At 68.6% G+C, this 24,384-nt stretch carries 22 protein-coding genes, 1 tRNA gene, 1 other RNA gene and 2 pseudogenes; 9 read left to right on the top strand and 17 right to left on the bottom strand.

Annotated elements, in window-relative coordinates:
* Nucleotides 1-45 precede the first annotated feature (45 nt).
* Both IU449_RS25895 and ffs read right to left on the bottom strand, forming a co-directional pair.
* Nucleotides 46-1,332: an aminotransferase class I/II-fold pyridoxal phosphate-dependent enzyme gene (locus tag IU449_RS25895; protein WP_195004778.1), complete on the bottom strand. Its 1,287-nt coding sequence runs from the start codon at nt 1,330-1,332 to the stop codon at nt 46-48.
* Between the two features lie 269 nt (nt 1,333-1,601).
* Nucleotides 1,602-1,696: signal recognition particle sRNA small type (gene ffs / locus IU449_RS25890), an RNA gene on the bottom strand.
* A gap of 117 nt (nt 1,697-1,813) precedes the next feature.
* Between ffs and IU449_RS25885 the strand changes: the two genes are divergently transcribed.
* Nucleotides 1,814-1,901 (top strand) — tRNA-Ser (locus IU449_RS25885).
* 728 nt (nt 1,902-2,629) lie between these two features.
* Here the strand turns inward: IU449_RS25885 and IU449_RS25880 are convergent.
* Nucleotides 2,630-2,965 (bottom strand): hypothetical protein, encoded by a 336-nt coding sequence (locus IU449_RS25880; RefSeq protein ID WP_195004777.1) that lies wholly within the window; start codon nt 2,963-2,965, stop codon nt 2,630-2,632.
* A 185-nt stretch (nt 2,966-3,150) separates the two neighbouring features.
* Between IU449_RS25880 and IU449_RS29305 the strand changes: the two genes are divergently transcribed.
* Nucleotides 3,151-4,464, top strand: coding sequence for a helix-turn-helix domain-containing protein (locus IU449_RS29305; RefSeq protein ID WP_228805749.1), 1,314 nt, complete (start codon nt 3,151-3,153; stop codon nt 4,462-4,464).
* Nucleotides 4,461-5,027, top strand: a complete 567-nt coding sequence (locus tag IU449_RS29300; RefSeq protein WP_324188440.1) for a GNAT family N-acetyltransferase — start codon at nt 4,461-4,463, stop codon at nt 5,025-5,027. The genes IU449_RS29305 and IU449_RS29300 overlap by 4 nt, the downstream gene beginning before the upstream one ends.
* A gap of 37 nt (nt 5,028-5,064) precedes the next feature.
* Here the strand turns inward: IU449_RS29300 and IU449_RS25865 are convergent, their stop codons facing one another.
* Nucleotides 5,065-5,247, bottom strand: coding sequence for a hypothetical protein (locus IU449_RS25865; protein ID WP_195004774.1), 183 nt, complete (start codon nt 5,245-5,247; stop codon nt 5,065-5,067).
* Nucleotides 5,248-5,458: 211 nt separating this feature from the next.
* On the opposite strand from IU449_RS25865, the gene IU449_RS25860 reads away from it, so the two are divergent.
* Nucleotides 5,459-6,106 carry a hypothetical protein gene (locus IU449_RS25860; protein WP_195004773.1) on the top strand — a complete coding sequence of 216 codons (648 nt, stop codon included), beginning with the start codon at nt 5,459-5,461 and terminating at the stop codon, nt 6,104-6,106.
* A 143-nt stretch (nt 6,107-6,249) separates the two neighbouring features.
* Here IU449_RS25860 and IU449_RS25855 read toward each other — a convergent pair whose 3' ends face one another.
* Complete coding sequence (locus tag IU449_RS25855; protein WP_195004772.1) at nt 6,250-7,638, bottom strand: hypothetical protein; 1,389 nt, start codon at nt 7,636-7,638, stop codon at nt 6,250-6,252.
* A gap of 192 nt (nt 7,639-7,830) precedes the next feature.
* A complete protein-coding gene (locus IU449_RS25850; protein WP_416382243.1) occupies nt 7,831-8,016 on the bottom strand; it encodes a DUF397 domain-containing protein in 186 nt (61 codons plus the stop codon).
* Nucleotides 8,017-8,463: 447 nt separating this feature from the next.
* Between IU449_RS25850 and IU449_RS25845 the strand changes: the two are divergent.
* From IU449_RS25845 to IU449_RS25835, 3 genes and pseudogenes are all read left to right on the top strand, one after another.
* Nucleotides 8,464-8,952 (top strand): annotated as a pseudogene (locus IU449_RS25845) (DUF309 domain-containing protein); the annotation flags it as partial.
* A 101-nt stretch (nt 8,953-9,053) separates the two neighbouring features.
* On the top strand, nt 9,054-9,980 hold the full coding sequence (gene gluQRS / locus IU449_RS25840) for a tRNA glutamyl-Q(34) synthetase GluQRS (RefSeq protein WP_416382240.1): 927 nt from the start codon (nt 9,054-9,056) through the stop codon (nt 9,978-9,980).
* 52 nt (nt 9,981-10,032) lie between these two features.
* Nucleotides 10,033-10,686: an RDD family protein gene (locus IU449_RS25835; protein ID WP_195004769.1), complete on the top strand. Its 654-nt coding sequence runs from the start codon at nt 10,033-10,035 to the stop codon at nt 10,684-10,686.
* Nucleotides 10,687-10,753: 67 nt separating this feature from the next.
* Here the strand turns inward: IU449_RS25835 and IU449_RS25830 are convergent, their stop codons facing one another.
* On the bottom strand, nt 10,754-11,407 hold the full coding sequence (locus tag IU449_RS25830) for a DUF4190 domain-containing protein (protein WP_195004768.1): 654 nt from the start codon (nt 11,405-11,407) through the stop codon (nt 10,754-10,756).
* A gap of 28 nt (nt 11,408-11,435) precedes the next feature.
* Between IU449_RS25830 and IU449_RS25825 the strand changes: the two genes are divergently transcribed.
* Entirely contained in the window at nt 11,436-12,218 is a 783-nt protein-coding gene (locus IU449_RS25825) for a queuosine precursor transporter (RefSeq protein WP_195004828.1), read from the top strand.
* Nucleotides 12,219-12,275: 57 nt separating this feature from the next.
* Here IU449_RS25825 and tgt read toward each other — a convergent pair whose 3' ends face one another.
* From tgt to IU449_RS25800, 5 genes are all read right to left on the bottom strand, one after another.
* Entirely contained in the window at nt 12,276-13,532 is a 1,257-nt protein-coding gene (tgt, locus tag IU449_RS25820; protein ID WP_195004767.1) for a tRNA guanosine(34) transglycosylase Tgt, read from the bottom strand.
* A gap of 274 nt (nt 13,533-13,806) precedes the next feature.
* Nucleotides 13,807-15,726, bottom strand: a complete 1,920-nt coding sequence (locus IU449_RS25815) for an ABC transporter ATP-binding protein (protein WP_195004766.1) — start codon at nt 15,724-15,726, stop codon at nt 13,807-13,809.
* On the bottom strand, nt 15,723-17,459 hold the full coding sequence (locus tag IU449_RS25810) for an ABC transporter ATP-binding protein (RefSeq protein WP_195004765.1): 1,737 nt from the start codon (nt 17,457-17,459) through the stop codon (nt 15,723-15,725). Before IU449_RS25810 ends, IU449_RS25815 begins: the two co-directional genes overlap by 4 nt.
* Before the next feature lie 146 nt (nt 17,460-17,605).
* On the bottom strand, nt 17,606-18,070 hold the full coding sequence (locus IU449_RS25805; RefSeq protein ID WP_195004764.1) for an RrF2 family transcriptional regulator: 465 nt from the start codon (nt 18,068-18,070) through the stop codon (nt 17,606-17,608).
* Between the two features lie 59 nt (nt 18,071-18,129).
* Nucleotides 18,130-18,723 carry a TetR/AcrR family transcriptional regulator gene (locus tag IU449_RS25800; RefSeq protein ID WP_195004763.1) on the bottom strand — a complete coding sequence of 198 codons (594 nt, stop codon included), beginning with the start codon at nt 18,721-18,723 and terminating at the stop codon, nt 18,130-18,132.
* Between the two features lie 204 nt (nt 18,724-18,927).
* Here IU449_RS25800 and IU449_RS25795 point away from each other — a divergent pair, with 204 nt between their 5' ends.
* Complete coding sequence (locus tag IU449_RS25795) at nt 18,928-21,219, top strand: MMPL family transporter (protein WP_195004762.1); 2,292 nt, start codon at nt 18,928-18,930, stop codon at nt 21,217-21,219.
* Nucleotides 21,220-21,280: 61 nt separating this feature from the next.
* Here IU449_RS25795 and IU449_RS25790 read toward each other — a convergent pair whose 3' ends face one another.
* The 5 genes and pseudogenes from IU449_RS25790 to IU449_RS25770 all read right to left on the bottom strand — a co-directional run.
* Nucleotides 21,281-21,502 carry a hypothetical protein gene (locus IU449_RS25790; RefSeq protein ID WP_195004761.1) on the bottom strand — a complete coding sequence of 74 codons (222 nt, stop codon included), beginning with the start codon at nt 21,500-21,502 and terminating at the stop codon, nt 21,281-21,283.
* A 106-nt stretch (nt 21,503-21,608) separates the two neighbouring features.
* Nucleotides 21,609-21,818: a hypothetical protein gene (locus IU449_RS25785; protein WP_195004760.1), complete on the bottom strand. Its 210-nt coding sequence runs from the start codon at nt 21,816-21,818 to the stop codon at nt 21,609-21,611.
* Nucleotides 21,819-21,999: 181 nt separating this feature from the next.
* Nucleotides 22,000-22,929, bottom strand: a complete 930-nt coding sequence (locus IU449_RS25780) for a LysR family transcriptional regulator (protein ID WP_195004759.1) — start codon at nt 22,927-22,929, stop codon at nt 22,000-22,002.
* A gap of 7 nt (nt 22,930-22,936) precedes the next feature.
* Nucleotides 22,937-23,800 carry an Mrp/NBP35 family ATP-binding protein gene (locus tag IU449_RS25775; protein WP_195004758.1) on the bottom strand — a complete coding sequence of 288 codons (864 nt, stop codon included), beginning with the start codon at nt 23,798-23,800 and terminating at the stop codon, nt 22,937-22,939.
* Nucleotides 23,797-24,384, bottom strand: a pseudogene (locus tag IU449_RS25770) (pyridine nucleotide-disulfide oxidoreductase); the annotation flags it as partial. The pseudogene IU449_RS25770 and the gene IU449_RS25775, both read right to left, overlap by 4 nt.

Raw genomic sequence — 24,384 nt, 5'->3', positions numbered from 1 at the left:
ATGCCGGGCGCCTGTGCGCGCTGTCGCGCCGGGGGCTTTCGCCGCCTACTTGCCGAGCGCCTTCTCGGTGGCCGCCAGCAGCACGCAGGTGGCCAACCCGTCCATCGCCACCTCGAGTTCGGCGAGCTTCGGGAAGCTCGGCGCGATACGAATGTTCTTGTCCTCGGGATCGTTCCGATACGGGAAGGCCGACCCGGCGGCGGTCAGCGCGATGCCCGCCTCCTTCGCCAGCGCGATCACCCGGCTCGCCGTGCCCTCCGGCACGTCGAGGCTGATGAAGTACCCGCCCTTGGGCTCGGTCCACGACGCCACCTTCGACGCGCCGAGGCGGTCTTCCAGGATCCGGCGGACCAGCGCGAACTTCGGCTCCAGGATCGCCCGGTGCTTCTGCATGTGCGCCCGCACACCGTCGGCATCGCCGAAGAAGCGCAGGTGGCGCAGCTGATTGATCTTGTCCGGGCCGATGCTCTTCTTCCCGGCGTGGCCGAGGTACCAATCCAGGTTCGCCGTCGACGCACCGAGGAAGCTCACGCCCGCGCCCGCGAAGGTGATCTTCGAGGTCGAGGCGAACACGATCGGCCGGTTCGGGTTGCCCGCCTCGGCCGCCATGCCGAGCACGTCGAGCACCGGCTCGGCGGTGTCGGTCAGCGGGTGCACCGCGTAGGCGTTGTCCCAGAACAGCCGGAAGTCCGCGGCCGCGGCGGGCAACGAGACCAGTTCCCGCACAACCTTTTCCGAGAACACGACGCCGGTCGGGTTGGAATAGTTCGGCACCGCCCACAGGCCCTTGACCGCCGGATCGGCCAGCAGTTCGGCGATCTTCGCGGTGTCCGGGCCGTCGTGGCGCATCGGGACGGCGATCATCTCGATGCCGAGCGATTCGGTGATCGCGAAGTGGCGGTCGTAGCCGGGGGCCGGGCAGATGAACTTGATCGTCGGCTCGTCGGCCCAGCGCCGCTCGGAGTCGGGGGTGCCGTGCAGCATCGCGTACACGATGGTGTCGTGCATCAGCTCCAGGCTGGCGTTGTTGCCCGCGATCAGGTTGTCGACACCGATGCCGAGCAGCTCGCCGAAGATGGCGCGCAGTTCGGGAAGACCGTGCAGCCCACCGTAGTTGCGGCAGTCGGTGCCGGTGCCGTCGCGGAATTCGCCGTCGCCGGGCAGCGTCAACAGCTCGTTGGACAGATCGAGCTGCTCGGGCGCGGGCTTGCCGCGAGTCAGATCCAGCGTGAGCTTCTCGGTCTGGAGCTTCGCGTAGTTCGCGGACTGGATCTCGTGTTCGGACACGAGCTCGTCATGGCTCATCAAACCGATCTGCGTTTGCCGGGGCATCCTGGGCAGCCTTTCAAGCAGCGGGGGTGAGTGTGTGACATCCGCCGCGGCCGTGCGGCCGGCGCCGGAGACGGTGTTCACGTTACCCGCCGACGTCCCGCCGTGGGGGTCGTTGTACGGCGGCATCTCCTCGTCCGGAGCGGCCCCATCACCACACCGATCGTCGGCCTGCGGTTACAGCCGTCGAATGGCGGAACAGACACAGAAGCGGGGTAGCCCTCGAAATCTCGACCTCGGGAAGTGACACCGAGCCGGCCCGACCGGGCGATTTAAGGGGACCCCGCGCACCCGGCAGAGCCCGTTGACCCTTGCTGCCTTCCGGCCCTGGGGGAGTTCACAGGATGCGCGCCGCGCGGGATCCGTCGCCCACTATAGCCGGTCCCCGCACTCCCCGCTCCCACCCCCTCACGCTCCCCCGCTCCCGACGCCCGCCGGACCCCGGTTTGGCATCCACCCGTCACCACCCGCTATGCTGCTCCACGGAGGATTCGCCTAGTGGCCTATGGCGCTCGCCTGGAACGCGGGTTGGGTTAACGCCCTCAGGGGTTCAAATCCCCTATCCTCCGCCACAGAAGGCCGGGTCGGTCGAGGTTTCCTCACCGACCCGGCCTTCTGCACATCCCCCCGGTTCCCCAGGAGTGCGAGGACGGCCATCGCCGGTCCTCCGGATGACCGGACGATCACCGACACCGACCGAGGCCTGCGCTCCCGTGCGTGCGCGATCGCGCGCGTCCGTCGGGACCAGCCCGTACGCCCGGGGGTCGGTCACCTTCGTCAGGTGGAGCGAGACGTCCGCCCCCCGGCTGCACGGAACCTCCGTGACCGACAGCAAGGCTTCGCGGAAAGGCGAGACCGTTGCGCAGGCCGCCGCGCGGCAGCAGGTCACGCATCAGGAACGCGACTTCGAGTTGGGATTGAGGCGACGTGCGATCCGCTCGGGAGACCTCGAGCCGGGCCCCGACGGCGCACGGCAGATCGGAAAGCACCCTCCGGTCATCGCCGTCGGCTCCCCACGCGGCAGGTGCTGTCGAGGCGGCGGGTCGCTGCCGCGCCCGGGCAGGTCCGTCCACGGGTGCGCTCCGCGAGGCACACCGAGCCGCGTTCACTGCTACCGGCGCGACCGGGACAACCGGCCGCGGATAACGCTGTCCAGCCGGAATACGCGAGCCGAGCCGGGGCCCCGTCCGCCGACACTGCGTGCCCCGCCTCTCGGCGCACAGACGAAGCACCCACCCCGTCGCGACCAGGTACACCGCGACCAGCACCAGCACGATCCCGATTCCGGCACCCCGGATCATCACGGCCTCATCGGGGCGGCGGGCACCATCGACGGCCAACGATGTCCACGCGGCCATACCTCGTACGGATCGCAGATGATCACCTGCGCGTGCTCGGTGAGGGCGCGGCGCGCGGCCCACACGTGGTCCACGCTCGGCGCGATCACGACCACCGCCCGGTGCCGATGAAGTTGCTCCAGCACGCCGACTGTCGGCATGTACGTCTCCGCATCGGTCTCCACGATCGTCGCGAGCGTGTGCCCGGCCGCCTCGGCGGCCGCGCGAAGGGTGGTTCGGTCGGTCTCGTGGCGGTCGTCGGACATATCGCGGTCCAGGACTCCGATCGCTGTCGCCATGCGCATCCCCTGACTTTCGGCTGAATGGGTGACACCCGACGCCGAGGTCCTATTTGTGAAGCCACCCACCCGGCGCCGGGGCCTGCCTCCCAGATTCGTGCAGGCAATCGCCCGGGACCAGGCACGAAAGCGGCACGAAACCGGTACGGTAGCGGCACGTTTGACGGCCGCGAGGGGGTAGCGGAATGATCGTCGAGATCTGGACAGCGGCTCAGGTGAAGGCTCTTCGCGTCTCCGCGCTACGAGAGACGCAGGAGCAGTTCGCTCGTCGAATCGGCTGGCAGCCCAGAACGGTGCGCAAGTGGGAGCGGGCCGGTGACGACCGTCCGATGCGTGCCGATCGCGCTGCCGCACTCGACGAAGCGTTGAAGCGGCTGAATCCCGAGCAATTACAACGCTTCACCGCCGCGTTGACCCTGGATCACACCGCATCCGTCGTGCATTCTGGAGAGGCGGCCACCCGCACCTCTACCACAGAGGAGGACGATGTGAGACGCCGTGAACTGGGTAAACTCGCTGCTGTCGCCGCCGCCGCGCTGCCGGTGTGGGAGCACGGCTTCCAGCCGCGCATCGGTACCGAGGATGTGCGTCGGCTGACCGTATTGGTCGACGAACTGCTGGCCACCGATCAGCGGATCGGGGGCGGGACGCTGGTCGATACGGCGACCGACATGCTGCACCGCACGATGGTACTGCTCGAAACATGCACCTTCGACGAGCAGACCGGCCGCCATTTCCTCTCGGCGGCAGGCAATCTCGCGGTCGCGGCCGGATGGTTGGCCTACGACGCGGATCGCCAGGAGCTGGCGCGGCGCTGCTACGCCGATGCGTTGTCGCTCGGTTCAGCTGCCGACGACGAGGACCTCGTCGTCCATGCTTGCCTCAGCACGGCGTTGCAGGCGACCGCGATGGCCCGTCGAGGTCGCGGCTCGCCGTCCTATGTTCTCACCATGGTCGGACGCGCGAAATCGTTGGTTCGAGGCCGTCCGCCCGGCCGAGTTCACGCGCTCATCGCCGCGCGGGAGGCCGGCGCCTACGGGCTCATGGACGACCGCTCCGGTTTCGATCGGGCCATGTCGACGGCGTGGCGGGAGATGGAGGCGGCCGAGCACTTCGAACCGATCACGGAGTGCCCGACCTGGCTGCGGTTCGTCACACCCGCCGAGATTCGCGGGCACGAAGCCCGTGGCCTCAGCGAAATCGGGCACCAGCGCCGAGCGATCGAGCTGTTCGAGTTGGCTTGCGGCGAGCACGCGGGCCCACGCAACACGGTCAATATCCGTGCTTGGACAGCCGCCGCGCGCGTGCGTGCCGGGGACGTCACCGGCGCTTTGCACGAAGGACTCGAGGTGCTGACTCATCTGGAGCAGTCGGTCACCTCTCCGAGAACCATGCGGACCCTCGAACCCGTGGTCGCCGCCACCCGCGACACGTCCGCTGGGGAAGGCTTCAGGGCTCGCTATCGCGCCCTCACCACGACAGAAACGACCGCGCCGTGAATCTGGAATTCCGCCGCTTCGACGCAACCGCCGCGCGGGAGCACCGCGATTTTGTGCAACAGATCTACGAACGGTCCTACGCCGAAGCGATCGCGTCGGGCGACCCGTTCGAACAGCCCGAGGCGTTCATGGGCCGTTTCGACGCCTACACCGACCCCGCCCGCGCGGCCGGATTCGACCTGGTGGTCGGCTATCTCGACGGCAACCCTGTCGGGCAATCGTGGGGCTGGCCCTTGGTCGCGGGTACCGCCTGGTGGAACGGGCTGCGCTTGGACGCGGGAGATCCCGATGAGTTCACCCGCGAGGACGGCACGCGCACCTTCGCACTCAGCGAGATCATGGTGGCCGCCGAACACACCGGTCGCGGGGTGGCGCGCGCGCTGCACGATCATCTGCTGGCCGGGCGCAGCGAGCAGCGAGCGACGCTGCTGGTCGATCCCCACAACGATCGGGCTTACCGCGCGTACCGGCGATGGGGATGGGAACGAGTCGGAGTGCTGCGGCCGCGGTGGCCCGACGCGCCGACCTTCGATGTGCTGATCCGCCCCATCGTCCGCCGCTGACCAGGTGCGGGGCGGACACTATCGCTCCGCCCACTACCTACTGTTCCGCCCAGTACCGATGGAGCCGCTCGACGGCCTGCTCCCTGGTCATCGTCTCGATCTCCTCCGGCGTGAGGTGGACCAGCCGGATCAATTTCTCGATCACGCCGAGCGGGATGGGTTCCTTGTCCGGGATCGTGACCGCTGCCGAAGAGCGTTCCGGCCGCACCCGATCGTTCACGCACGCCCGCTGTGTCGGTCTCCGCCGCGACCGGGCGACGCCGGGACCCGGCCGGATAGCGATCGGGTATCGATCGCATCTCGAACGATGTTGCGGCTGCGCGGTTTTCGCTGCGTGCCCGTGTCGCGGCACCGCATCGAGCCCCAGCGGTAGGCGATCGAATGGGCGCACCGGGGAGACGGCCGACACAGAACGGTGCGATGATGCGCGGGTGACTCAGTGGCTACCCGTGTTCGGTTCGCTGATCGTCGCCGGTGCGGCGCTCGTCGGATTCCTGGTGAACAACGCGACGAACCGGCGGGCGATCGACGCGGCCGACGAACGTCATCAGCAGACGCTCGAGGAGGCCAGAACGGCAGCCGAGGCCGCGCTCGACGCGGGTGAGCGACGCGAGCACGACCGGTGGCGGCACGAAGCGGTCGTCGCCGCGGTGTCCTCGGTACTGGAGACCTCGAATTCGGTGCGCCAGCAGCTGTGGTCGTGCCACCGCTGGGAAGTCGACGACGACTTCGAGCTCGAGCGGGCCGGTCACGACATCCACGAAGCGCTGTGGGGATGCAACGGCACCATCAACCGGTTGCGCCTGCTCGCCACGCCGAAGATCCCGAACCAGTGCGAAGACCTGGTGAGCACCCTCGGCGCGGCCCGCAACATCACCCTGCAATATCTCAAACTGCAGCTCGACGACGAGGCCACCAGCGAAGAGTTCACCGAGATCAACTCGCTGTGGGAGAAGGCGATTCGCAAGGCCATCGAGCAGGAGCGGGCGCTGGTCAACGCCACTCGCACGGAACTCGGTATCGAGCCGTTGAAGGACGTGGCCAAGCCGGAGCGCGAGCAGGTGCTCGACAAGGCCTGAGCACGGCGATCACTGCGCGCGCACCCGGCCGGCCCTGCGTGCGATCCGCCCGTCCGGCGGCGTCGACGACGAGGGTCACCCCGCCGGATGGTCCAGCGCCGGGACATACGCCGGTGCGCGCGGGCTGCGAAGTGCGGTGTCGATCACCGAAGCGCGGCGACAGCCTGGTACAGCGCATCTCGCAGATACCCCGCGTAGACCTCGAGGTCGGGAACGACCGCCGGGTCGGCGTGCAGGGAGACCGTCACCGTCTCGCCGAGTCCGTGCACGCCGTGGGTGAGGCGCATGACCGAGCCGACGGCGGGGAAACCGGCGCTGAACCGAGCCGGGCCGCCGAAATCCAGGTCGGCGGGTCCGCGGTTCACGCTGGAGACGACGGTGTTGCCCGCGATGGCGTCCGGGACCGTGTCCAGCGGCCAGCCCTCGGCGTCGCGGCGCAGGAACAGCGCGGGGGTGACGGCGGTGACCCGGTCCTGAGCCGCCAGCAGCGGGTGACGGGCGCGTTCGCTGCGGGCACGCAGGGCGGTGGCGATCTTGTCGGCGCGCGCGGGCAGATCGGGTTCGTCGAGGCAGAGATCGATCGAGAGGTTGCGATAGTTGTTGCGGGCGGCGCCTTTTCCGCCGTCGGGAAGCGCCATCGGCACCTGTGCTCCGAGGCCGGTGACGGGCCTGCCCCTGGCGCCGAGGTAGGTCGGCAGGGCGATGGACATCGCGGTGAGCACGACGACGGTGACGGTACAGCCCGGTACGCGCAGGTCGTCGCTGTCGAAGACCAGCATGTCGACCGCGTGCGCGGACACCGGGGGCGCGCTGGGGTCGTTCACGGCGGTGGGGGCGAAACCGGGACCGGGCGGGGGCACCCGGCCCGCCTCGGTCAGCGCGGCCAACTGTTCCCGCGCACGGTGGGAGCGGAAGCCGTGGTAGATGGTTCGTGCCACGCCGACCGGCAGCAGCAGTGCGCCGACTGCCGCGGCGAGGCGGTCCGGCCATGGGTGGGCGGACAGCGCACCGGCCGGATCGGCGTGACCCGGCACCGATGTGCTGCTGCCGAATTCGTCTTCGCCCCCGAACAATTCCCGCGCGACCGCCGTGGCGCGCCGCCCGTCGACCAGCGCGTGCGACATCTGCAACACGGCGACGGTCGTCATCTCCTCGGGCGATCGGCGCATCGGCGCATCGGCGATCCCGCGGAACACGTGCAGACGCCACGGGCGCCGAGTCGCATCCACCCCGGTACCGAGCAACTCCCCCATGGCCGACCGCACACCCGCCCAATCGGTGACGCCCGTGTGTTCGACGAACTGGTCGCCGAGGATGTCGCAGGTCACCCACGAGGGATAGGCCAGCTCGCCCGGCACCTCGTGCAGCCGGACACAGAGGTCGGGGACGGTGGCGCCGCGGGTGAGGATCGCGGCGCGCAGCTCGGCGGTGGGGTGGCCGAGATCGGCGAAGGCGTAGAGCAGGAACAGGTCGTTTCGGCTGCGCCTGGACAACCAGAACATCGTCGCGTCCTGCGCGGCCATCCGATTCACAACACGACCTTATCGGCGCATCGCACCGGCACGGGTGCCCGATCCGCGAGCGGACCTGTCCGCGGCAGCCGGGCCGCCTGCCGCGCCGGAACACCTGGTCGACGAGCGGTCGGCAGCGGCGCGCGGACACGCGAAGGCCCCGAGTCCGAACGATGACCCGGGGCCGGCTGCTGCAGTTCCGGCGGGCTCCACTCAGCCGCGCTGGAACTCCCCCGCGGAGACACCGTTCACGAAGGCATCCCATTCTCCCGGCGTGAATGCCAGCACCGGGCCGATTCCGTTGTCCTTGGTGTCGCGGACCGCTACGTTGCCGTCACCGAGAAATGCCACTTCCACGCAGTTCCCGTCGGGACCACTGTATGAGCTCTTCCGCCACACAGCGCCCGTCACATCAACTTCCACGGCACTAGCTCCTTTGCTGCGTCGAAAACGAGATAACTGATTCCCGGATCGTGCTGACTAGCACCGGAATGCGGTGACCAACTTCCGATTCCCGCGGTGCGCCTGGTGGTAGCGCGCAACTCTCCCGTGCGTTGTCATCGCCATCGGGCTCGAGGTGAGAACACCTGCGAGGGCGACCCCCGCGGTTCAGACAGTAGCAGCTTGACCGGGAGTTTGCCCGGCTCTTGCCAATTGGGCTCTACAAGTTTGCCATGCTTGCGAAGAAGGTGGGTTGCCCGATAATTGCCCACGGTGCGCCCGCCGAGGAATGGCGCGGGCACGCCACCCCGGCAGTTCCGTGATTGTCTCGTGATCACACTCGTCGGCGTTCCACATGGACCGCCGGGGTGCCATTCCGCCCGCACACCGTGGATCATGAGGGTTATGGTCGAACGTCCACGCGACGAGGCAGGTCGCGCACGAAATCCACGCCCACGGGATCGCCTCGGCAGGCCCCTTCCGATCGGAAGTGTCGGCGTGCCGCGAATTCCGGACGATCTGAATCTGCCACCCCAGCAAACCCTCACCTTCGCCCAGCAACTTTTCGACGACGGTCTTGCGTTCAATGCCCACGAAGTACTGGAAGCCGCGTGGAAGAACGGGCCATTCGCTGAGAAGATGCTGTGGCAGGGCCTCGCGCAGTACGCGGTGGGCATCACGCACCTCCAGCGCGGCAATCCGAAGGGCGCGCGGACTCTGCTCACCCGGGCGATCGGGAGGCTGGAAGCCCAACTGCGAGGAGATAGCTCGCCTACCGCCGCATTTCCCTACGACATCGACGGGTCCGGCATCATCGCCCACGCCCGTCGGCTGCTCGGTGCCCTCGATCGCGGCGAACCGATCACCGAGGCGGACCTGGCGACCCGGCTGACGCCGGATTCTCCGGGAACGAACACGGCACCGGCGGCCGGGGACGAGGGTCGGGCGAGCCGCGCGCCGGAGCCGGGCGGGCAGCCGCCCCTACGATGACTGTCGTGCCGCCACCCGAATCCGCAGGGGCGGGCCGCTACGCGCCGAGCCCGTCCGGTGATCTGCACCTGGGCAACCTGCGCACCGCGCTGCTCGCCTGGTTGTTCGCGCGTTCCACCGGTCGGCGTTTCCTGTTGCGGGTGGAGGATCTGGACCGGGTGCGGCCCGGTGCTCAGGAACGCCAGCTCGCGGATCTCGCGGCCATCGGTCTGGATTGGGACGGGCCGGTGGTGTGCCAGTCGCAGCGGCTCCGACTCTACGAAACCTCGATCGAGCGGCTGACCGAGGCGGGCCGCACCTACGAGTGCTTCTGCACGCGCCGCGAGATCCAGCAGGCCGCGAGCGCGCCGCACGGCCCGATGGGCGCCTACCCCGGCACCTGCCGCGATCTCACCGCCGCCGAGCGGGCCATCCGCCGCGCCGCGGGCCGCTCGCCCGCGCTCCGATTGCGTTCCGAGGTGCGGGAATTCACGATCGACGACGAACTGCACGGCCGCTACACAGGCAGCGTGGACGACGTGGTGTTGCGCCGCGCCGACGGCGTGCCCGCCTACAACCTGGCCGTGGTGGTCGACGACGCCGACCAGGGCATCGATCAGGTGGTGCGCGGTGACGACCTGTTACCGTCCACGCCTCGCCAGGCATATCTGGCGACATTGCTCGAACTCCCGGCACCGCGCTACGCGCATGTTCCGCTGGTGCTCAACCGGCACGGGCAGCGCCTGGCCAAGCGCGACGGGTCGGTCACTCTGGAGGATCAGCGCCGCGCCGGGGTCGGGGCCGAGGAAGTCGTCGCGCGCTTGACCGCCTCGCTCGGATTTTCGCCCGGCAGCGCTGCGGACACCCTGGCGCGCTTCGATCCGGCTATTCTTCCCCGGCAGCCTACGATCTTCACCGACGACGGGTTGTTAGGACCCGGCGATACTCCGTAACGTACGAAATGACCGATCTACGGTTCACTCGATCGACGACTAGGACGTAGCGATGACGAGCGGTGGGTACGACCCCAATCAGAATCCCCAGGGCGGACAGCCCTACGGCCAACAGCCCTACGGCCAGCAGCCCTACGGTCAGGACCCGTACGGTCAGCAACAGCCGCAGTACGGGCAGCAGCCGCAGTACGGGCAGCAGCCCTACGGACAGCCCGACTACGGACAGCAGCAGCCCTACGGCCAGCAGCCCTCCAGCGAGACCTACGGCGGTGTCACCCCCGGCGAACTGCTGCCACGCTTGGGTGCTCGCATCATCGACACCCTGATCGTGGGCATCCCGGTCTCCATCGTGATGAATCTGATCCTGGGCTTCGACAACGGCATCGGCGCCTCGCTGATCAGCAACATCGTCACCACCGCCGCGATCCTCGGCTACTTCGTCGGCATGGAGGTCACCCAGGGCGGTGCGACCCTCGGCAAGAAGATGCTGGGGCTGCGCGTGGTCGCCCCCGGTGGCGCCCCCTCGATCGATCCGGTCACCTCGCTCAAGCGCAACCTGTTCTACGCGGTCAGCCTGGTGCCCTGCATCGGCGGGTTGATCACCCTCGGCCTGTCGATCTACATCGCGATCACCATCGAGCAGGACCCGAACAAGCAGGGCTGGCACGACAAGTTCGCCGGCGGCACGCAGGTCGTCAAGGGCTGACCGCCGCCCGTTCCGACAGCAGAGGGGCGCTCCCGAGTGTGGGAGCGCCCCTTTCGTCGTTGCGCGGCTAGAGCGTCCCCGCGAAGGCGCCCGCGAAGGCGAGAACCCAGTACAGCAGGTTGAGCACCACGCCCGCCGCGCCGACCCAGATACCTGCCTGCGCCATGCCCTTACCGGTCTCGTCGCCCGATGTCTTCATCTGGTTCGTCGCGACGATGCCCAGTACCAGGCCGACCGCGGGGAGGATGACGGTGCAGCAGGAGACCAGGCCGAGGATCGAGACGATCATCGACGCCAGCGCCATGCCGTTGACCCCGCCCGACGACGGTTGGCCGTAGGGCTGGTAGCCGCCCGGCGCCGGATATCCCTGCTGCGGGTAGCCGGGCTGACCGTAGCCGGGCTGCTGGGGATACCCCGGCTGCTGGCCGTACCCCGGCTGCGACTGCTGGGGATGACTCGGCTGCGACTGCGGCGGATAGCCGGGTTGCTGGGCGTAGCCCGGCTGCGACTGCTGGGGATCGGCCGGACCGGAGTCACCCGACTTGTACAGCGACGGTCCCGACGGCGGGTACTGACCCGGCGACGACGGGGGCGTGGACTGTCCGTACGCCGGTGGTTGCTGCGGGTACTGCGGCACCGAACCCTGGGCGCCGGACTCGGGCGAAACGCCTTCACCGCCGTACTGTTTCCACCATTCGTCGGAATCGCCGGGATTCGTCATGGATACAGGGTATTCCACACCTGCGAGGATGGTCTGTGTGAGTCATTCCGAACAGTCCGTGAAGCCCGAGGGGTCTGGACACCCCGCGCCCGTACACGCGGCGTACGCCCAGGTGGCGCGGGGGTACTACCCACAGATCGTCGCCCTGTTCACCGCGACGCTGATCATCTCCAACATCTGCGCGACCAAGGGCGTCGAGTTCTTCGGCGACCGATCGGTCACGCTCGGCCCGCTCCAGATCCTGCCGATCGTCACCGACGGCGCGTTCTTCCTCTTCCCGCTCGCCTACATCCTCGGCGACGTGCTCAGCGAGGTCTACGGCTTCCGCGCCACCCGCCGCGCCATCTACTGCGGGTTCGCCGCGCTGGTGCTGACCGTGCTGTGCTTCGCCGTGGTACTGAATCTGCCCGCCGCGGGGTTCTACGAGAATCAGGAGGCGCTGCGTAGCGTCATCGCGCCGGTGCCGCGACTGGTGCTGGCCGGTCTGGCCGGCTATTTCGTGGGGCAGCTGCTCAATTCCGCTGTGCTGGTGCTGATCAAGGAGCGCACCAAGGAACGCCATCTGTGGGCGCGACTGCTCGGTTCGACCGTGGTCGGCGAGTTCGCCGACACCCTGATCTTCTGCTCGATCGCGGCGGGGGCCATCGGCATCGAGACGACCGCGCAGTTCGTGAACTTCGTGATCGTCGGCTTCCTGTGGAAGACGTTGTGCGAGATCATGGTCATGCCGATCACCTATCGCGTGATCGCGGTATTGAAGAAACGGGAGCCGAGCTACGCGCCGGTCACCGCCGATCCCCTGCACAGCTGAGTACCGTGCTCGGCCGATTCCGCTGCCCGGTCGAGCGGCCGATTCCGGCGGGGCGGGTCACCGCCCGCCCCGCCACCTGGCCATCGCCTCGTCTTTGAATTCGTCGAAGTATCCGCCGTCGATGCTGTCCCGGATCCGGTCGACCATCCGGATGGTGAACCGCTCGTTGTGGATCGTGCACAGCGTCGAGGCCAGCATCTCCTTGGCCTTGAACAGGTGGTGGATGTACGCGCGGGTGTAGTGCGCGCAGGTGTAGCAGTCGCAGTCCTCGTCGATGGGGGTGAAGTCGCGGCGGAATCGACTGGTGTTGATGTTGAATCGGCCGTCCTCGCGGTAGATCGCCGCATTGCGGGCCACCCGGGAGGGATTCACGCAGTCGAAGGTGTCCGCGCCGTTCTCGATGGCGGCGAACAGATCCTCTGGTTCACTGATGCCGAGCATGTGCCGCGGCTTGTGCTCGGGCAGTTCCGCGGAGCACCAGCCGACGATGGCGCCGAGATTGTGCTTCTCGATCGCGCCGCCGATGCCGTAGCCGTCGAATTCGGTGCCCGCCGCGCCGCGGATCGACTCCAGGTCGCGACAGGCCTTGCGGCGCAGGTCCTCGTACTGCGCGCCCTGGATGACCGCGAACAGCGCCTGGTAGGGGCGGTGGCCGCGGGCCACGGTGAGCCGCTCGTGCTCGTCGATGCAGCGCTGGGCCCACTCGTGCGTGCGTTGCAGCGATTTCTCTTGGTAGCCACGGGTATTGAGCAGGGTGGTCAGCTCGTCGAAGGCGAACATGATGTCGGCACCGAGCTGATGTTGGATGCCCATCGACGCTTCGGGCGTGAAGCGGTGCCGCGAGCCGTCGAGGTGGCTGCGGAAGGTCACGCCGTCGTCGTCGACGGTGGCCAGCCGCTCCTTGCCCGCGGCGATCACGTCGTCGTTAGCGACGCCGACCGCCTCCATCGCCAGTACTTTCTTGAATCCGACGCCCAGCGACATCACCTGGAAGCCGCCGCTGTCGGTGAAGGTCGGGCCGGGCCAGTTCATGAACCGACCGAGCCCGCCCGCCTCGTCGACGATGTCGGAGCCGGGCTGCAGATACAGGTGGTAGGCGTTGGCCAGCAGTGCCTGCGCGCCGTGCTCGCGCATCGTCTCGGGCAGCACCGCCTTCACCGTCGCCTTGGTGCCGACCGGCACGAAGGCGGGGGTGGCGATCTCACCGTGCGGGGTGCTGATCACCCCGGTGCGTCCACATCGTTCACCGTCCAGACGAGTCTTGACGGTGAACGAGAACGTTTCGCGTGCTCGAGCGGCTTCCACGGCGACCATCCTCTCCTACACCGAGCCCGGCGCTGTCACCGCGTCGCAGACTCCGGTGCGGCCGACTTCGACCGCCGTATCGCAGGAGGTGAGCGGCGATCTGCTCGACAGCTGCCGGACCGCGCAACCCGACCGCAGTCCCGGACCTGCGGCATCGCAGCCCCGGACCTCCGGCAGCCCAGCTGGTGAGGACCCGGCGTCGACGACCGCGCCCCGCATCCGCGGCTCCGGCGACGGCAGCCGCGGGCAGAGCACGAGGGCGGCCGCACGCATCGGCGGCGATCTAAGCGTCCGCGGCCGCCGCCGCGAACTGGGCGTTGTAGAGACGGTAGTAGGCGCCGCGCTCCTCCAGCAGCCGCTGGTGGTCGCCGTGCTCGACGATGCGGCCCGCCTCCATGACGACGATGAGGTCGGCGTCGCGGATGGTCGAAAGCCGGTGCGCGATCACGAAACTGGTGCGGTCGCGACGCAGCGCGGCGGTGGCCTGCTGCACCAGCAGCTCGGTGCGGGTGTCGACCGAGCTGGTGGCCTCGTCCAGGATCAGGATGGACGGCTTGGCCAGGAAGGCGCGGGCGATGGTGATCAGCTGCTTCTCGCCCGCGCTGACGCCGCCGCCCTCTTCGTCGATCATGGTGTCGTAGCCGTCGGGCAGCGCGTGCACGAAGCGATCCACGTAGGCGGCGCGGGCGGCGTCGAGGATCTCGGACTCGGTGGCCTCCGGGTTGCCGTAGGCGATGTTCTCGCGGATGGTGCCGCGGAACAGCCAGGTGTCCTGCAGCACCATGCCGATGCGCGAGCGCAGGTTGTCGCGGGTCATCTCGGTGATGTCCACGCCGTCGATGGTGATGGTGCCCGCGTCGAGTTCGTAGAAGCGCATGAGCAGGTTCACCAGCGTGGTCTTGCCCGCGCCGGTCGGGCCGACGATCGCGACCACGTGCCCGGGCTCGGCGACCAGCGAGAGCCGTTCGATCACCGGCCTGCCGGGTTCGTAGCCGAAGGACACCGCCTCGAACTCCACCCGCCCGCGATCGACCGGGCGCACCGCGGCCATCTCCGGGTCCGGTGTCTGCTCCTCGGCGTCGAGGATCTCGAAGATCCGTTCGGCCGAGGCGACACCGGATTGCAGCAGGTTGATCATGGAGCCGATCTGGGTGAGCGGCTGGCTGAACTGGCGCGAGTACTGGATGAAGGCCTGCACCTCGCCGAGCGAGAGCTGGCCTGTGGCCACCCGCAGACCGCCGACCAGCGCGATCAGCACGAAGTTCACATTCCCCAGGAACATGATCGAGGGCATGATCAGCCCGGAGATGAACTGCGCGCGGAAACTCGATTCGTAGAGTTTGTCGTTGCGCTTGTCGAATTCGATGCCGACCTCACGGTTGCGGCCGAAGGCGGTGATCACCTCGTGGCCGGTGTAGGCCTCCTCGACCTGGGCGTTGACCAGGCCGGTGTATTTCCACTGGTCGACGAAGTGCGGCTTGGAGCGCTTGGCGATCATGGCGGTGACGATCACCGCGCCCGGCACGGTGAGCAGGGCGATCAGCGCCAGCAGCGGCGAGATCCAGAACATCATGATCAGGATGCCGATCACGGTGAACACCGAGGTCAGCAGCTGGCTCATGGTCTGCTGCAGGCTCTGGGAGACGTTGTCGACGTCGTTGGTGACCCGGCTGAGCACGTCGCCGCGCGGCTGGGAGTCGAAATAGCGCAGCGGCAGCCGGTGGATCTTGTCCTCGATCTCGGCGCGCAACCGCTTCACCGTGCGGTTGATGACGATATTGAGCAGGTAGGCCTGCCCCCAGCTGAACAACGCGGCGGTCACGTACAACGCGAGCACGATCAGCAGCACCCGGCCGACCGCGTCGAAGTCCACGCCGACGCCGGGCACCACGTTCATCGCCGAGAGCATGTCGGCGAGAGTGTCGTCGCCTGCCGCGCGCAGCCGCTCGACCGCCTCCTCCTTGGACAGTCCGCTCATGCCGGCGAGATTGTTGCCGACCACGCCGTCGAAGACGATATTGGTGGCCTTGCCCAGCAGATACGGGCCGAGTGTGTTGAGTACCACCGAGGTGATCACCATGGCGGTGATGCACCAGACGTAGAAGCGTTCCGGCGCGAGCCTGGCCAGCAGGCGTTTCAGCGACGGGGTGAACGATTTGGGTTTGGTGCCCGGCGCGCCCGGCTGCGGTCCACCCGGTCTCATCGGGCCTCCTCCTGCGCGCCGAGCTGCGACGCCACGATCTCCTGGTATTCGGGGCAGTCGCGCAGCAACTGTTCGTGAGTGCCGATGCCCGCCATGCGCCCGTCCTCGAGCACCACGATCTGGTCGGCGTCGCGGATGGTGGACACCCGCTGGGCGACGATGATCACCGCGGCGTCGCGGGTCACCGGCCGTAGCGCCGCGCGCAACCGGGCGTCGGTGGCGATGTCGAGCGCGGAGAACGAATCGTCGAACACGTAGATCCTGGGCTTGCGCACCAGGGCTCGAGCGATGGCCAGGCGCTGGCGCTGACCGCCGGAGACCGTGGTGCCGCCCTGGGCCACCGGGGTCTCGAGCCCTTCGGCCATCTCCCGCACGAAATCGGCGGCCTGGGCGACCTCGAGCGCCTCCCACAGCTGCTCGTCGGTGGCCGCGGGGTCGCCGTAGCGGAGGTTGCTCGCCACCGTCCCGGAGAACAGATAGGCCTTCTGCGGCACCAGGCCGATCTGCTCGCGCAGGATTTCCAGATCGAGGTCGCGCACGTCGGTACCGCCGATGCGGACCGCGCCCGCTGTGACGTCGATCAACCGCGGTACCAGCCCGACCAGGGTGGTCTTGCCCGCGCCGGTGGAACCGACGATCGCCGTGGTGGTGCCCGGCTCGACGCGGAAACCGATGCCGCTGAGGACCGGCTTCTCCGCGCCCGGATAGGCGAACTCGGCGCCCGCGAATTCCACCGTGCCCGGGTCACCGGCGAAGGGCCGCGGGAATTCCGGCTCGCGCACCGAGGACTCGGTGTCGAGCACCGTGCCGATGCGATCGGCCGAGACCGCCGCGCGCGGGGCCATCACCGCCATGAAGGAGGCCATCATGACCGCCATCAGGATCTGCATGATGTAGGACAGCATCGCGGTGAGCGAGCCGATCTCCAGCTCGCCCTGGTCGATCAGGTGCCCGCCGAACCAGATGACGCCGACGGTGGTGAGGTTGCTGATCAGCAGCACGGCCGGGAACATCAGCGCCATCAACCTGCCGACCCGCAGCGATGCCTCGGTGAGATCGCTGTTGGCCAGGCTGAAACGCCAGATCTCCTGGCGTTCGCGCACGAACGCCCGCACCACCCGGATACCGGTGATCTGCTCGCGCAGCACCCGGTTGACCGCGTCGATGCGTTCCTGCACCGCGCGGAAGCCTGGCACCAGCTTCACGACCACGAATCCCATGGCCAGGGCAAGGGCGGGCACCGCGATCAACAGCAGCCAGGACAGCTTCATGTCCTCGCGGATCGCCATCACGATGCCGCCGACGCACATGATCGGGGCCATCACCAGCACCGTCACCGACATCACGACCAGCAACTGCACCTGCTGCACGTCGTTGGTGTTGCGGGTGATCAGCGAGGGCGCGCCGAACATGCCGACCTCGCGGGCGGAGAAGGTGCCGACCCGGTGCACCAGCGCGGCGCGCAGATCGCGGCCCGCGCTCATGGCCGCCTGCGCGCCGAGGAACACCGAGGAGGCCGAGGCCACGATCTGCACCAGCGTCACCGCCAGCATCCACAGGCCGGTGTCCCAGATGTAGCCGATATCGCCCTTGGTCACGCCGTTGTCGATGAGATCGGCGTTCAGACTGGGCAGATAGAGCATGGCGATGACCGATACCAGCTGGAGCGCGACGACCCCCGCCAGCTGTGCGCGGTAGGGGGACAGAAACGTCCTGAGCAGACTGATCAACATGATGTGAGGGAGGCTACCGCCAAAACGACGCCCTCGCCCCTACGTTTCGCACAGAGCTCAGCCGCGCGTTTCACGCGGAGTCGCGCCGCGCGCACGGAGTTCATCTCGTGCTCGGCGTGCGGTTCACCACGCGCGGCACGCGCGGCTCACCGGCGCGACCAGGCCCCCGGGTCGGCGGTGAGCGCGCCGACGAATTCCGGCAGCCGATCGGTGGCCACCTGCTCGATCGAGACATTCTCGAGCACCGCCCGGATGTTCACCCGCAGCGCGATCCACACCCGTTGCAGTGGCGCGGCCGCTCCCTCGTAGTGCACGTCCTCGGGGCGCTCGCCACGGACCGAGGCCAGCGGGCTCTCGACAGCCCGGATGACATCGGCGATGGAGATCTCGGCGGCGGGCCGGGCCAGCCGGTACCCGCCGTCGGGCCCGCGCCTGCTGGTCACCAGGTCGGCGCGGCGCAGTTCGGCCAGTACCGCCTCGAGCACCTTGGGCGGGATCTTCTGGGCCGAAGCGATGGTCTCGGCCTTGACCTTGGCCATCGGCGCGGCCGATACCCGTGCGATCTCGACCAGGGTGCGCACCGCGTAGTCGACCTTCGCGGTGATGTGCACGACGGACTCCCTGGCGTATCGGCGTACTCGACGGCAGACCGGCCGACGACACGTCGAATCTACGCGGTGACGCGAACGTTCAGCACAGAGGTCGCCGCGTCGAGCAAGGTGGTCTCGAGCAGTTCGGCGCGGGCTCCCGGGGCGTATTCGTGCGCTGTCAGGGCGGTGGTGATCACCGAGATGGCGGCGGCGGCACGCACTCGCGCCTCGTCGGACGCCTCCGGCCCGGCGAGCCAGTCGGTGAGCACCCTGCCCGCTTCCAGGACGTCGGGGTAGCGCTCGGACACCGCGTTGTACACCGCGACCGTGTCACGCACGCACATCGAGCCCGCGTCGCGGTGGCGGATCATGCCGCGCAGGTAGTCGCGCAGCACCCGGCGCGCGTTCTCGGCATCGTGCGCCAATCCGTCGATGTCGGCGACCACCGCGCGGATGTTCTCCACGACCGGGTCGATGATCGCGAGCAGCAGATCCAGTTTCGAGGGATAGTGATAGTAGAGGGATGCCTTTGTGATCCCTACCGCATCGGCGACCTCACGCAAGCTCGTCTGTTCGAAACCTTTGCTTCCGAACAACTCCACCGCGGCGTCACGAATCGCCATCTTGGTGCCGCCACCAGCGATGATGCTGTCGGCTGCGTCTGGTTGGGCCATCCGATGATCCTCTCACCCCGGCTCTTCCCTGTTGGCCGGGTCACGAAAACTGAGGTTGTTCCTCCGCTTAGTTGATAGGTAGTCTACCTACCGCACGGTAGGCAGGAGCGGTTGTGGAGGTGGGGCAGACGAATGCCCCGCGAGTGCTGTCTACGCCAAGCCATGAAACGAGCACGTCCCAGTCGTCACTAGGAGAACCCACTCGTGTCCGTCTATCTGTACCGATTCGGAAAGTTCGCTTTCCGCCGCAAATGGATAGTGCTGCCCATCTGGCTCGTCCTGCTCGGCATCCTCGGTGCGCTCGGCGCGCAGCTGAGCAAGCCGATGAGCAACGACTTCAGCATGCCGTCGCTGCCCTCCGAGCGCGCCACCGAAATCCTCGACAAGCACTTCCCGGGGGCTTCCTCCGCCTTCTCGCTCGACGCGGTCACCGGCACCTACGTCATCGCCGCCCCCGAGGGCCAGAAGCTGACCGACCCCGCCAACCGGGCCGCGGTCGACGCCTTCGTCGCGCGCCTCGGGCAGTTCGACCTCGTCGACCACGCCAAGCCGGTGACCAACCCGATCCTGGCCGCCGAGGCGATGGGCTGCCTGACCGCGCCCGACCCCGCCACCTGCAGTGGGGCGCCGCTGAACGTCTTGAACGCCGAGGCACCGGACACGGTGGCGGTGATCGCCGTGCCGTTCACCATCGAGTCCTTCGCCGACATCACCCCCGAGAACCGCGAGGCCGCCTACGACGTGGCCGACGCCGCGCGGGCGGCCGGGCTGACCGTCGAACTCAGCGGCAGCATCGCGCAGGAGGAAAACCAGCCGAGTGGTCAGGCCGAGATGATCGGTATGGCCGTGGCGCTGGTCGTCATGATCGTCGGCTTCGGCGCGATCGTGGCCGCCTTCGTCCCGATCATCACCGCCATCGCCGGACTCGGCGCGGCCATCTCGGTGGTCACCCTGGGCACCTCCTTCATGGAGATCCCCAGCTTCACCACCTTCCTGGCCTCGATGATCGGCATCGCGCTGTCCATCGACTACGCGCTGTTCATCGTCTCGCGCTACAAACACGAACTGACCGTTCAGGATTCGCCCGAGGAAGCCGCGGGCATCGCCCTGGGCACCGCGGGCTCGGCGGTCGTGTTCGCCGGTCTGACCGTGATCATCGCGCTGGCCGGTCTGAGCATCGTCGGCGTGCAGTTCCTGACCTTCATGGGTCTGGGCGGCGCCATCGCCGCCGCGTTCGCCGTGATCACCGCGATCACCCTGATGCCCGCGCTGCTCGGCGCGTTCGGCCGCTTCCTGTTCACCCCGAAGCTGCCCTTCATCGCCAAGCACGACCCCGAGGACGACTCGACGGTCACCAACGGCATGCGCTTCGGACGCCTGCTCGGCAAGGCCCCGTGGGTCGCGGTGGTGCTCAGCGTGATCGTCCTCGGTGCCCTGGCCGCTCCCGCCGCGAACCTGAACCTCGGCCTGCCCGGCGAGGACGCCATGCCGACGGACTCCACCGTCCGCAAGGCCTACGAGCTGCGCACCGAAGGCTTCGGCGAGGGCAGCAACGGCGTGCTCAACGTGGTCGTCGACCTGGAGAACGTGCCGGGCGACCGGCGCGAGGAAGCCGTGAACGCGCTGCGCGACCGGCTGGCCGGCTACCCGGACATGGACTACGTGACCACGCCGATGCTCAGCGAGAACGGCGCGGGCGCCATGCTCGACGCCGTGCCGAAGGCGGGCCCGAACAACCAGGCCACCAAGGATCTGGTCGCTTCCGCCCGCGACGCCGAGGCCGAACTGAACGCGCAGTACGGCATGGAGTACGGCATCACCGGCCCCACCGCCATCTACGCCGATATCGACCACGTGCTGCTCAGCAAGATCGTTCCCTACCTGGCCATCGTGGCGGGCGCGGCGTTCGTGCTGCTGATCCTGGTGTTCCGTTCCATCCTGGTTCCGCTGACCGCCGCCCTGGGTTTCCTGCTCTCGATGGCGGCCACCTTCGGCGCGACGGTGCTGATCTTCCAGGAGGGCGCCTTCGGCCTGATCTCCGATCCGCACCCGATCGTCAGCTTCCTGCCGATCATGTTGATCGGCTTGGTGTTCGGCCTGGCGATGGACTACCAGGTGTTCCTGGTGACCCGCATGCGCGAGGAGTTCGTGCACGGCAAGTCGCCAGCCGAGGCGGTGGTCTCCGGTTACCACCACGGCGCCCGCGTGGTGACCGCGGCGGCGATCATCATGATCTCGGTGTTCGCCTCGTTCATGCTCGAACCCGATGTCACCGTGAAGTCCTTCGGCTTCGCGCTCGCCGCGGGCGTGCTGTTCGACGCCTTCGTGGTGCGCATGGTGCTGATCCCGGCGCTGCTGGTGATCATGGGCAAGTGGTCGTGGTGGATGCCCGCCTGGCTGGACCGCGTCCTGCCCGAGATCGACGTGGAGGGCGCCAAGTTGCGCGATCTGCAGCAGCCCGCGGGCCTGCCGAACAAGGAACCGGTCGGCGTCTGATCCGATGCGCAACGGCGGCCCCGCACCCGGAAAGGTGCGGGGCCGTTGTCGGTTTCCCGAACTACGGGCTGGGCTCCCCGATCTCGGGCAGCTCGGGCAGCTCGCAATCATCGATCTTCGGATTGACGCCCATGTAGTTGAGCGGCCCGGCGATGACGGTGACCGCGAGGGTGCCGAACCCCGCGCAATCGCTCGGCCCGCTCCCTTCGAGGTAGTCCCGCTGCACTGCCGCGACCACGCCTACGAACAACCAGATCAGGACAATCGCACTACCGATTCTCATGTGACCGAGCCCATCCCTCCGACTCGGGCGATTCGGCAACGCCCCCGCCCTCGATCACCACTATCCCCGAACGCCCCCCGCCGCGCCGCCGCACCGCGCGGAATCACTACGGACTCGGTTGCGGCACATCCACATCGCAGTTCGCGATCTTCGGGTTCACCCCCATGTAGTTCAGCGGCCCGGCGATCACGGTGACCGCGATGGTGCCGAAACCGGCGCAGTCGACCGGCCCACTGCTGTCGAAGTAGTCCCGCTGCACAGCAGCCACCACGCCGATCACCAGCCAGATCAGAACAATCGCACTTCCAATTCTCATGTCACTCTCGCGCATCGTTCTTGCGGACGGTTCGGCGGCGCACCCGGCGCCCCTTCCCCTTCCCGCTGCCAACGACTTCGAGATACCCGGAAACGCCCGATTCACGCGGATATTTCGATTCGCGAGGATCCGCGGACCGGTGCCACGGCAGTCCACACCCGCACAGCGACCCGGACATCGGTTACGGCGGCGTGGACGCGGCGCGCTCGAGCATGCCCGCGCGCTCGACCAGCAGCGCCGCCGCGCCGACGGGCGGAGAGCCACGCCGCCACACCGCGCGGAACTTGCGGGTGAGCTTGTCCGGCTCGGCCGTGCGGACCACCACGAGGGTCCCCGCGGCCAGATGGGGGGCGGCGATCAGCCGGCTGAGCACCGCGGGCGCCATGCCCGACTCCACGGCGGCCACGATGGCCGCCGCCGAGCCGAGTTCGGCGGCGGGTCCGGCGAGCGGCGCCTGCGCGGCGAGCAGATCCCACACGGTGTCCCGGGTGCCCGAACCCGGCTCGCGCCACAGCAGCGCGGTCCGCGCCAGCTCGCGCAGAGTCACCGGCCGGGCCCGGGACGCCCACGGATGCCCCGGGGCCACGACCACAATCAGTTCGTCCGCACCGAGCACCCGGCTGCTCAACCCGGTGGGCGGATGCGGGCCCTCGACGAAACCGAGGTCGGCGGCTCCGTCGCGGACCAGCATCGCGACCTGTGCCGAATTCTCCACCTCGAGGGACACCACCACCTCCGGCCGATCGGTCCGCAGGGCCGCCAGCCAGTACGGAACACGATGGTCGGCAATGGTTTTCGAGGCGGCGATACGCAGTTTGGCCGCGCCGACCGCGCGCAGCCCCTCCACCTCCGCCATCAGTTCCCCCGCGGCGACCAGCAACCGCCTGGCCTGTCCGACGACGGCGTGGCCGGCATCGGTGAGCACCGACCCGGTCGGGCCGCGATCCACCAGTGTCAATCGCAGCCGCCGCTCCAAAGCGCTGACCCGCATACTCGCCGCGGGCTGGGTGATGCCGTGCCTGCGCGCCGCCGCGCCGAGACTGCCCAGCTCGGCCACCGACACCAGCAGGTCGAGGACCTCCAGGTCGGGTGTTCCGGGCGGCAGGGTCATGGTCCGATTATCCGGCCGCGGGCAGCGAGCACGACGACGCCCGGCCGCATCCGTCGCCACGCCCCGCCGTGGTGGCCACCGATACCGGCAACGACATCCCGGTCAGTCCACGACGGTCCGCTCGTAGCGCGCCGGCCAACTCGTCGAAGGCCGACGCCACGGGCGAGCTCGGGTCGGCGATCACGATCGGCGTGCCCTCGTCGCCTGCCGCGCCCACCGCCGGATCGAAGGGAATCCGCCCCAGTACCGGGCAGGGAGCACCGAGCAGACCGGTCAGCGCGTGGCTCACCGCCGCGGCGCCGCCCGCACCGAAGAGCTCCTGTCTGCTGCCGTCGGGCGCCTCGTACCAGGCCATGTTCTCCACGATGCCCGCCACCCGCTGCCCGGTCCGGGCTGCCATCGCGCCCGAGCGCTCGGCGATGCGCGCCGCCGCGCGCTGCGGCGTCGTCACCACCAGCAGCTCCGCCTCGGGGAGCAGCTGGGCCAGCGACAGCGCGATATCGCCGGTGCCCGGCGGCATGTCGATCAGCAGCACGTCCGGCTCCCCCCAGGCCACGTCGGCGACCAACTGACGCAGCGCCCCGTGCAGCAGCGGGCCGCGCCAGGCGAGCGGGGCATTGTCCTCGGCGAACATGCCCGCCGACATCACGGCGACGCCGAAAGCGACGGGCGGCACCATCTTCGCGTCGACGAGCGCGGGGGCGGTGGTGATCCCGAGCAGCGCGGGCACCGAATGCCCGTGCACGTCGGCGTCGAGCACGCCGACCCGAAGCCCGCGCCCAGCCAGAGCGACCGCGAGATTCACCGTGACACTGGACTTTCCGACGCCCCCTTTACCCGATACCACGCAGTACACGCGCGCAGCGGTCATCGCACACCCCCGCCGACCAGACTCGCGCGCAGCATGTCCGCGCGCTCGACGACTTTGACCCGCTCGCGGCCTTCCGGCTCGCCCAGCGAACGCTCGTGCGCGTCCAGGCGGTACCACCCGTCCCAGGTGGTGAAGGCGATCCCACGGGCGGTGAGGAGATCGACGACAGCGGCGGGATCGGGCTCAGCGGGTGGAGCCAGGTGTGGCCGGTCGTCGAGCAGGCAGGCCACTGTTTCGTTGGCGTCGCCCTTGGTGTGACCGATCAGGCCGACCGGGCCGCGCTTGATCCAGCCGGTCACGTAGACGCCGGGCAGGAACCGGCCCGCATCCGCCGATTCCGCGAGCACGCGGCCCGCCTCGTTCGGAATCGTGCCCGTACATTCGTCGAAGGGGAGGTCGGGCGCGGCCTGCGAGAGGTAGCCGACGGCGCGGTAGACGGCTTGGATGTCCCAGTCCGTGAACACGCCGGTGCCTTTGACGTTGCCGGTGCCGTCGAGTTGGGTGCGTTCGGTGCGCAGGCCGACGACCTTGCCGTTGTCGCCGAGGATCTCGGCGGGGGATTCGAAGAAGTGCAGGAACAGTTT

Origin of the sequence: Nocardia higoensis (genome assembly GCF_015477835.1) — a bacterium.
GTDB classification, from domain to species: Bacteria; Actinomycetota; Actinomycetes; order Mycobacteriales; family Mycobacteriaceae; genus Nocardia; species Nocardia higoensis_A.
This window is presented reverse-complemented; position numbering and strand designations above follow the sequence as displayed.

Bases quoted from the DNA above. Each gene is read 5' to 3' on its own strand.
- IU449_RS25895 (WP_195004778.1), bottom strand. From the start codon at position 1,332: ATGCCCCGGCAAACGCAGATCGGTTTGATGAGCCATGACGAGCTCGTG.
- IU449_RS25880 (WP_195004777.1), bottom strand. From the start codon at position 2,965: ATGGCGACAGCGATCGGAGTCCTGGACCGCGATATGTCCGACGACCGC.
- IU449_RS29305 (WP_228805749.1), top strand. From the start codon at position 3,151: ATGATCGTCGAGATCTGGACAGCGGCTCAGGTGAAGGCTCTTCGCGTC.
- IU449_RS25835 (WP_195004769.1), top strand. From the start codon at position 10,033: ATGACGAGCGGTGGGTACGACCCCAATCAGAATCCCCAGGGCGGACAG.
- IU449_RS25830 (WP_195004768.1), bottom strand. From the start codon at position 11,407: ATGACGAATCCCGGCGATTCCGACGAATGGTGGAAACAGTACGGCGGT.
- IU449_RS25825 (WP_195004828.1), top strand. From the start codon at position 11,436: ATGGTCTGTGTGAGTCATTCCGAACAGTCCGTGAAGCCCGAGGGGTCT.
- tgt (WP_195004767.1), bottom strand. From the start codon at position 13,532: ATGGTCGCCGTGGAAGCCGCTCGAGCACGCGAAACGTTCTCGTTCACC.
- IU449_RS25815 (WP_195004766.1), bottom strand. From the start codon at position 15,726: ATGAGACCGGGTGGACCGCAGCCGGGCGCGCCGGGCACCAAACCCAAA.
- IU449_RS25810 (WP_195004765.1), bottom strand. From the start codon at position 17,459: ATGTTGATCAGTCTGCTCAGGACGTTTCTGTCCCCCTACCGCGCACAG.
- IU449_RS25800 (WP_195004763.1), bottom strand. From the start codon at position 18,723: ATGGCCCAACCAGACGCAGCCGACAGCATCATCGCTGGTGGCGGCACC.
- IU449_RS25790 (WP_195004761.1), bottom strand. From the start codon at position 21,502: ATGAGAATCGGTAGTGCGATTGTCCTGATCTGGTTGTTCGTAGGCGTG.
- IU449_RS25785 (WP_195004760.1), bottom strand. From the start codon at position 21,818: ATGAGAATTGGAAGTGCGATTGTTCTGATCTGGCTGGTGATCGGCGTG.
- IU449_RS25780 (WP_195004759.1), bottom strand. From the start codon at position 22,929: ATGACCCTGCCGCCCGGAACACCCGACCTGGAGGTCCTCGACCTGCTG.
- IU449_RS25775 (WP_195004758.1), bottom strand. From the start codon at position 23,800: ATGACCGCTGCGCGCGTGTACTGCGTGGTATCGGGTAAAGGGGGCGTC.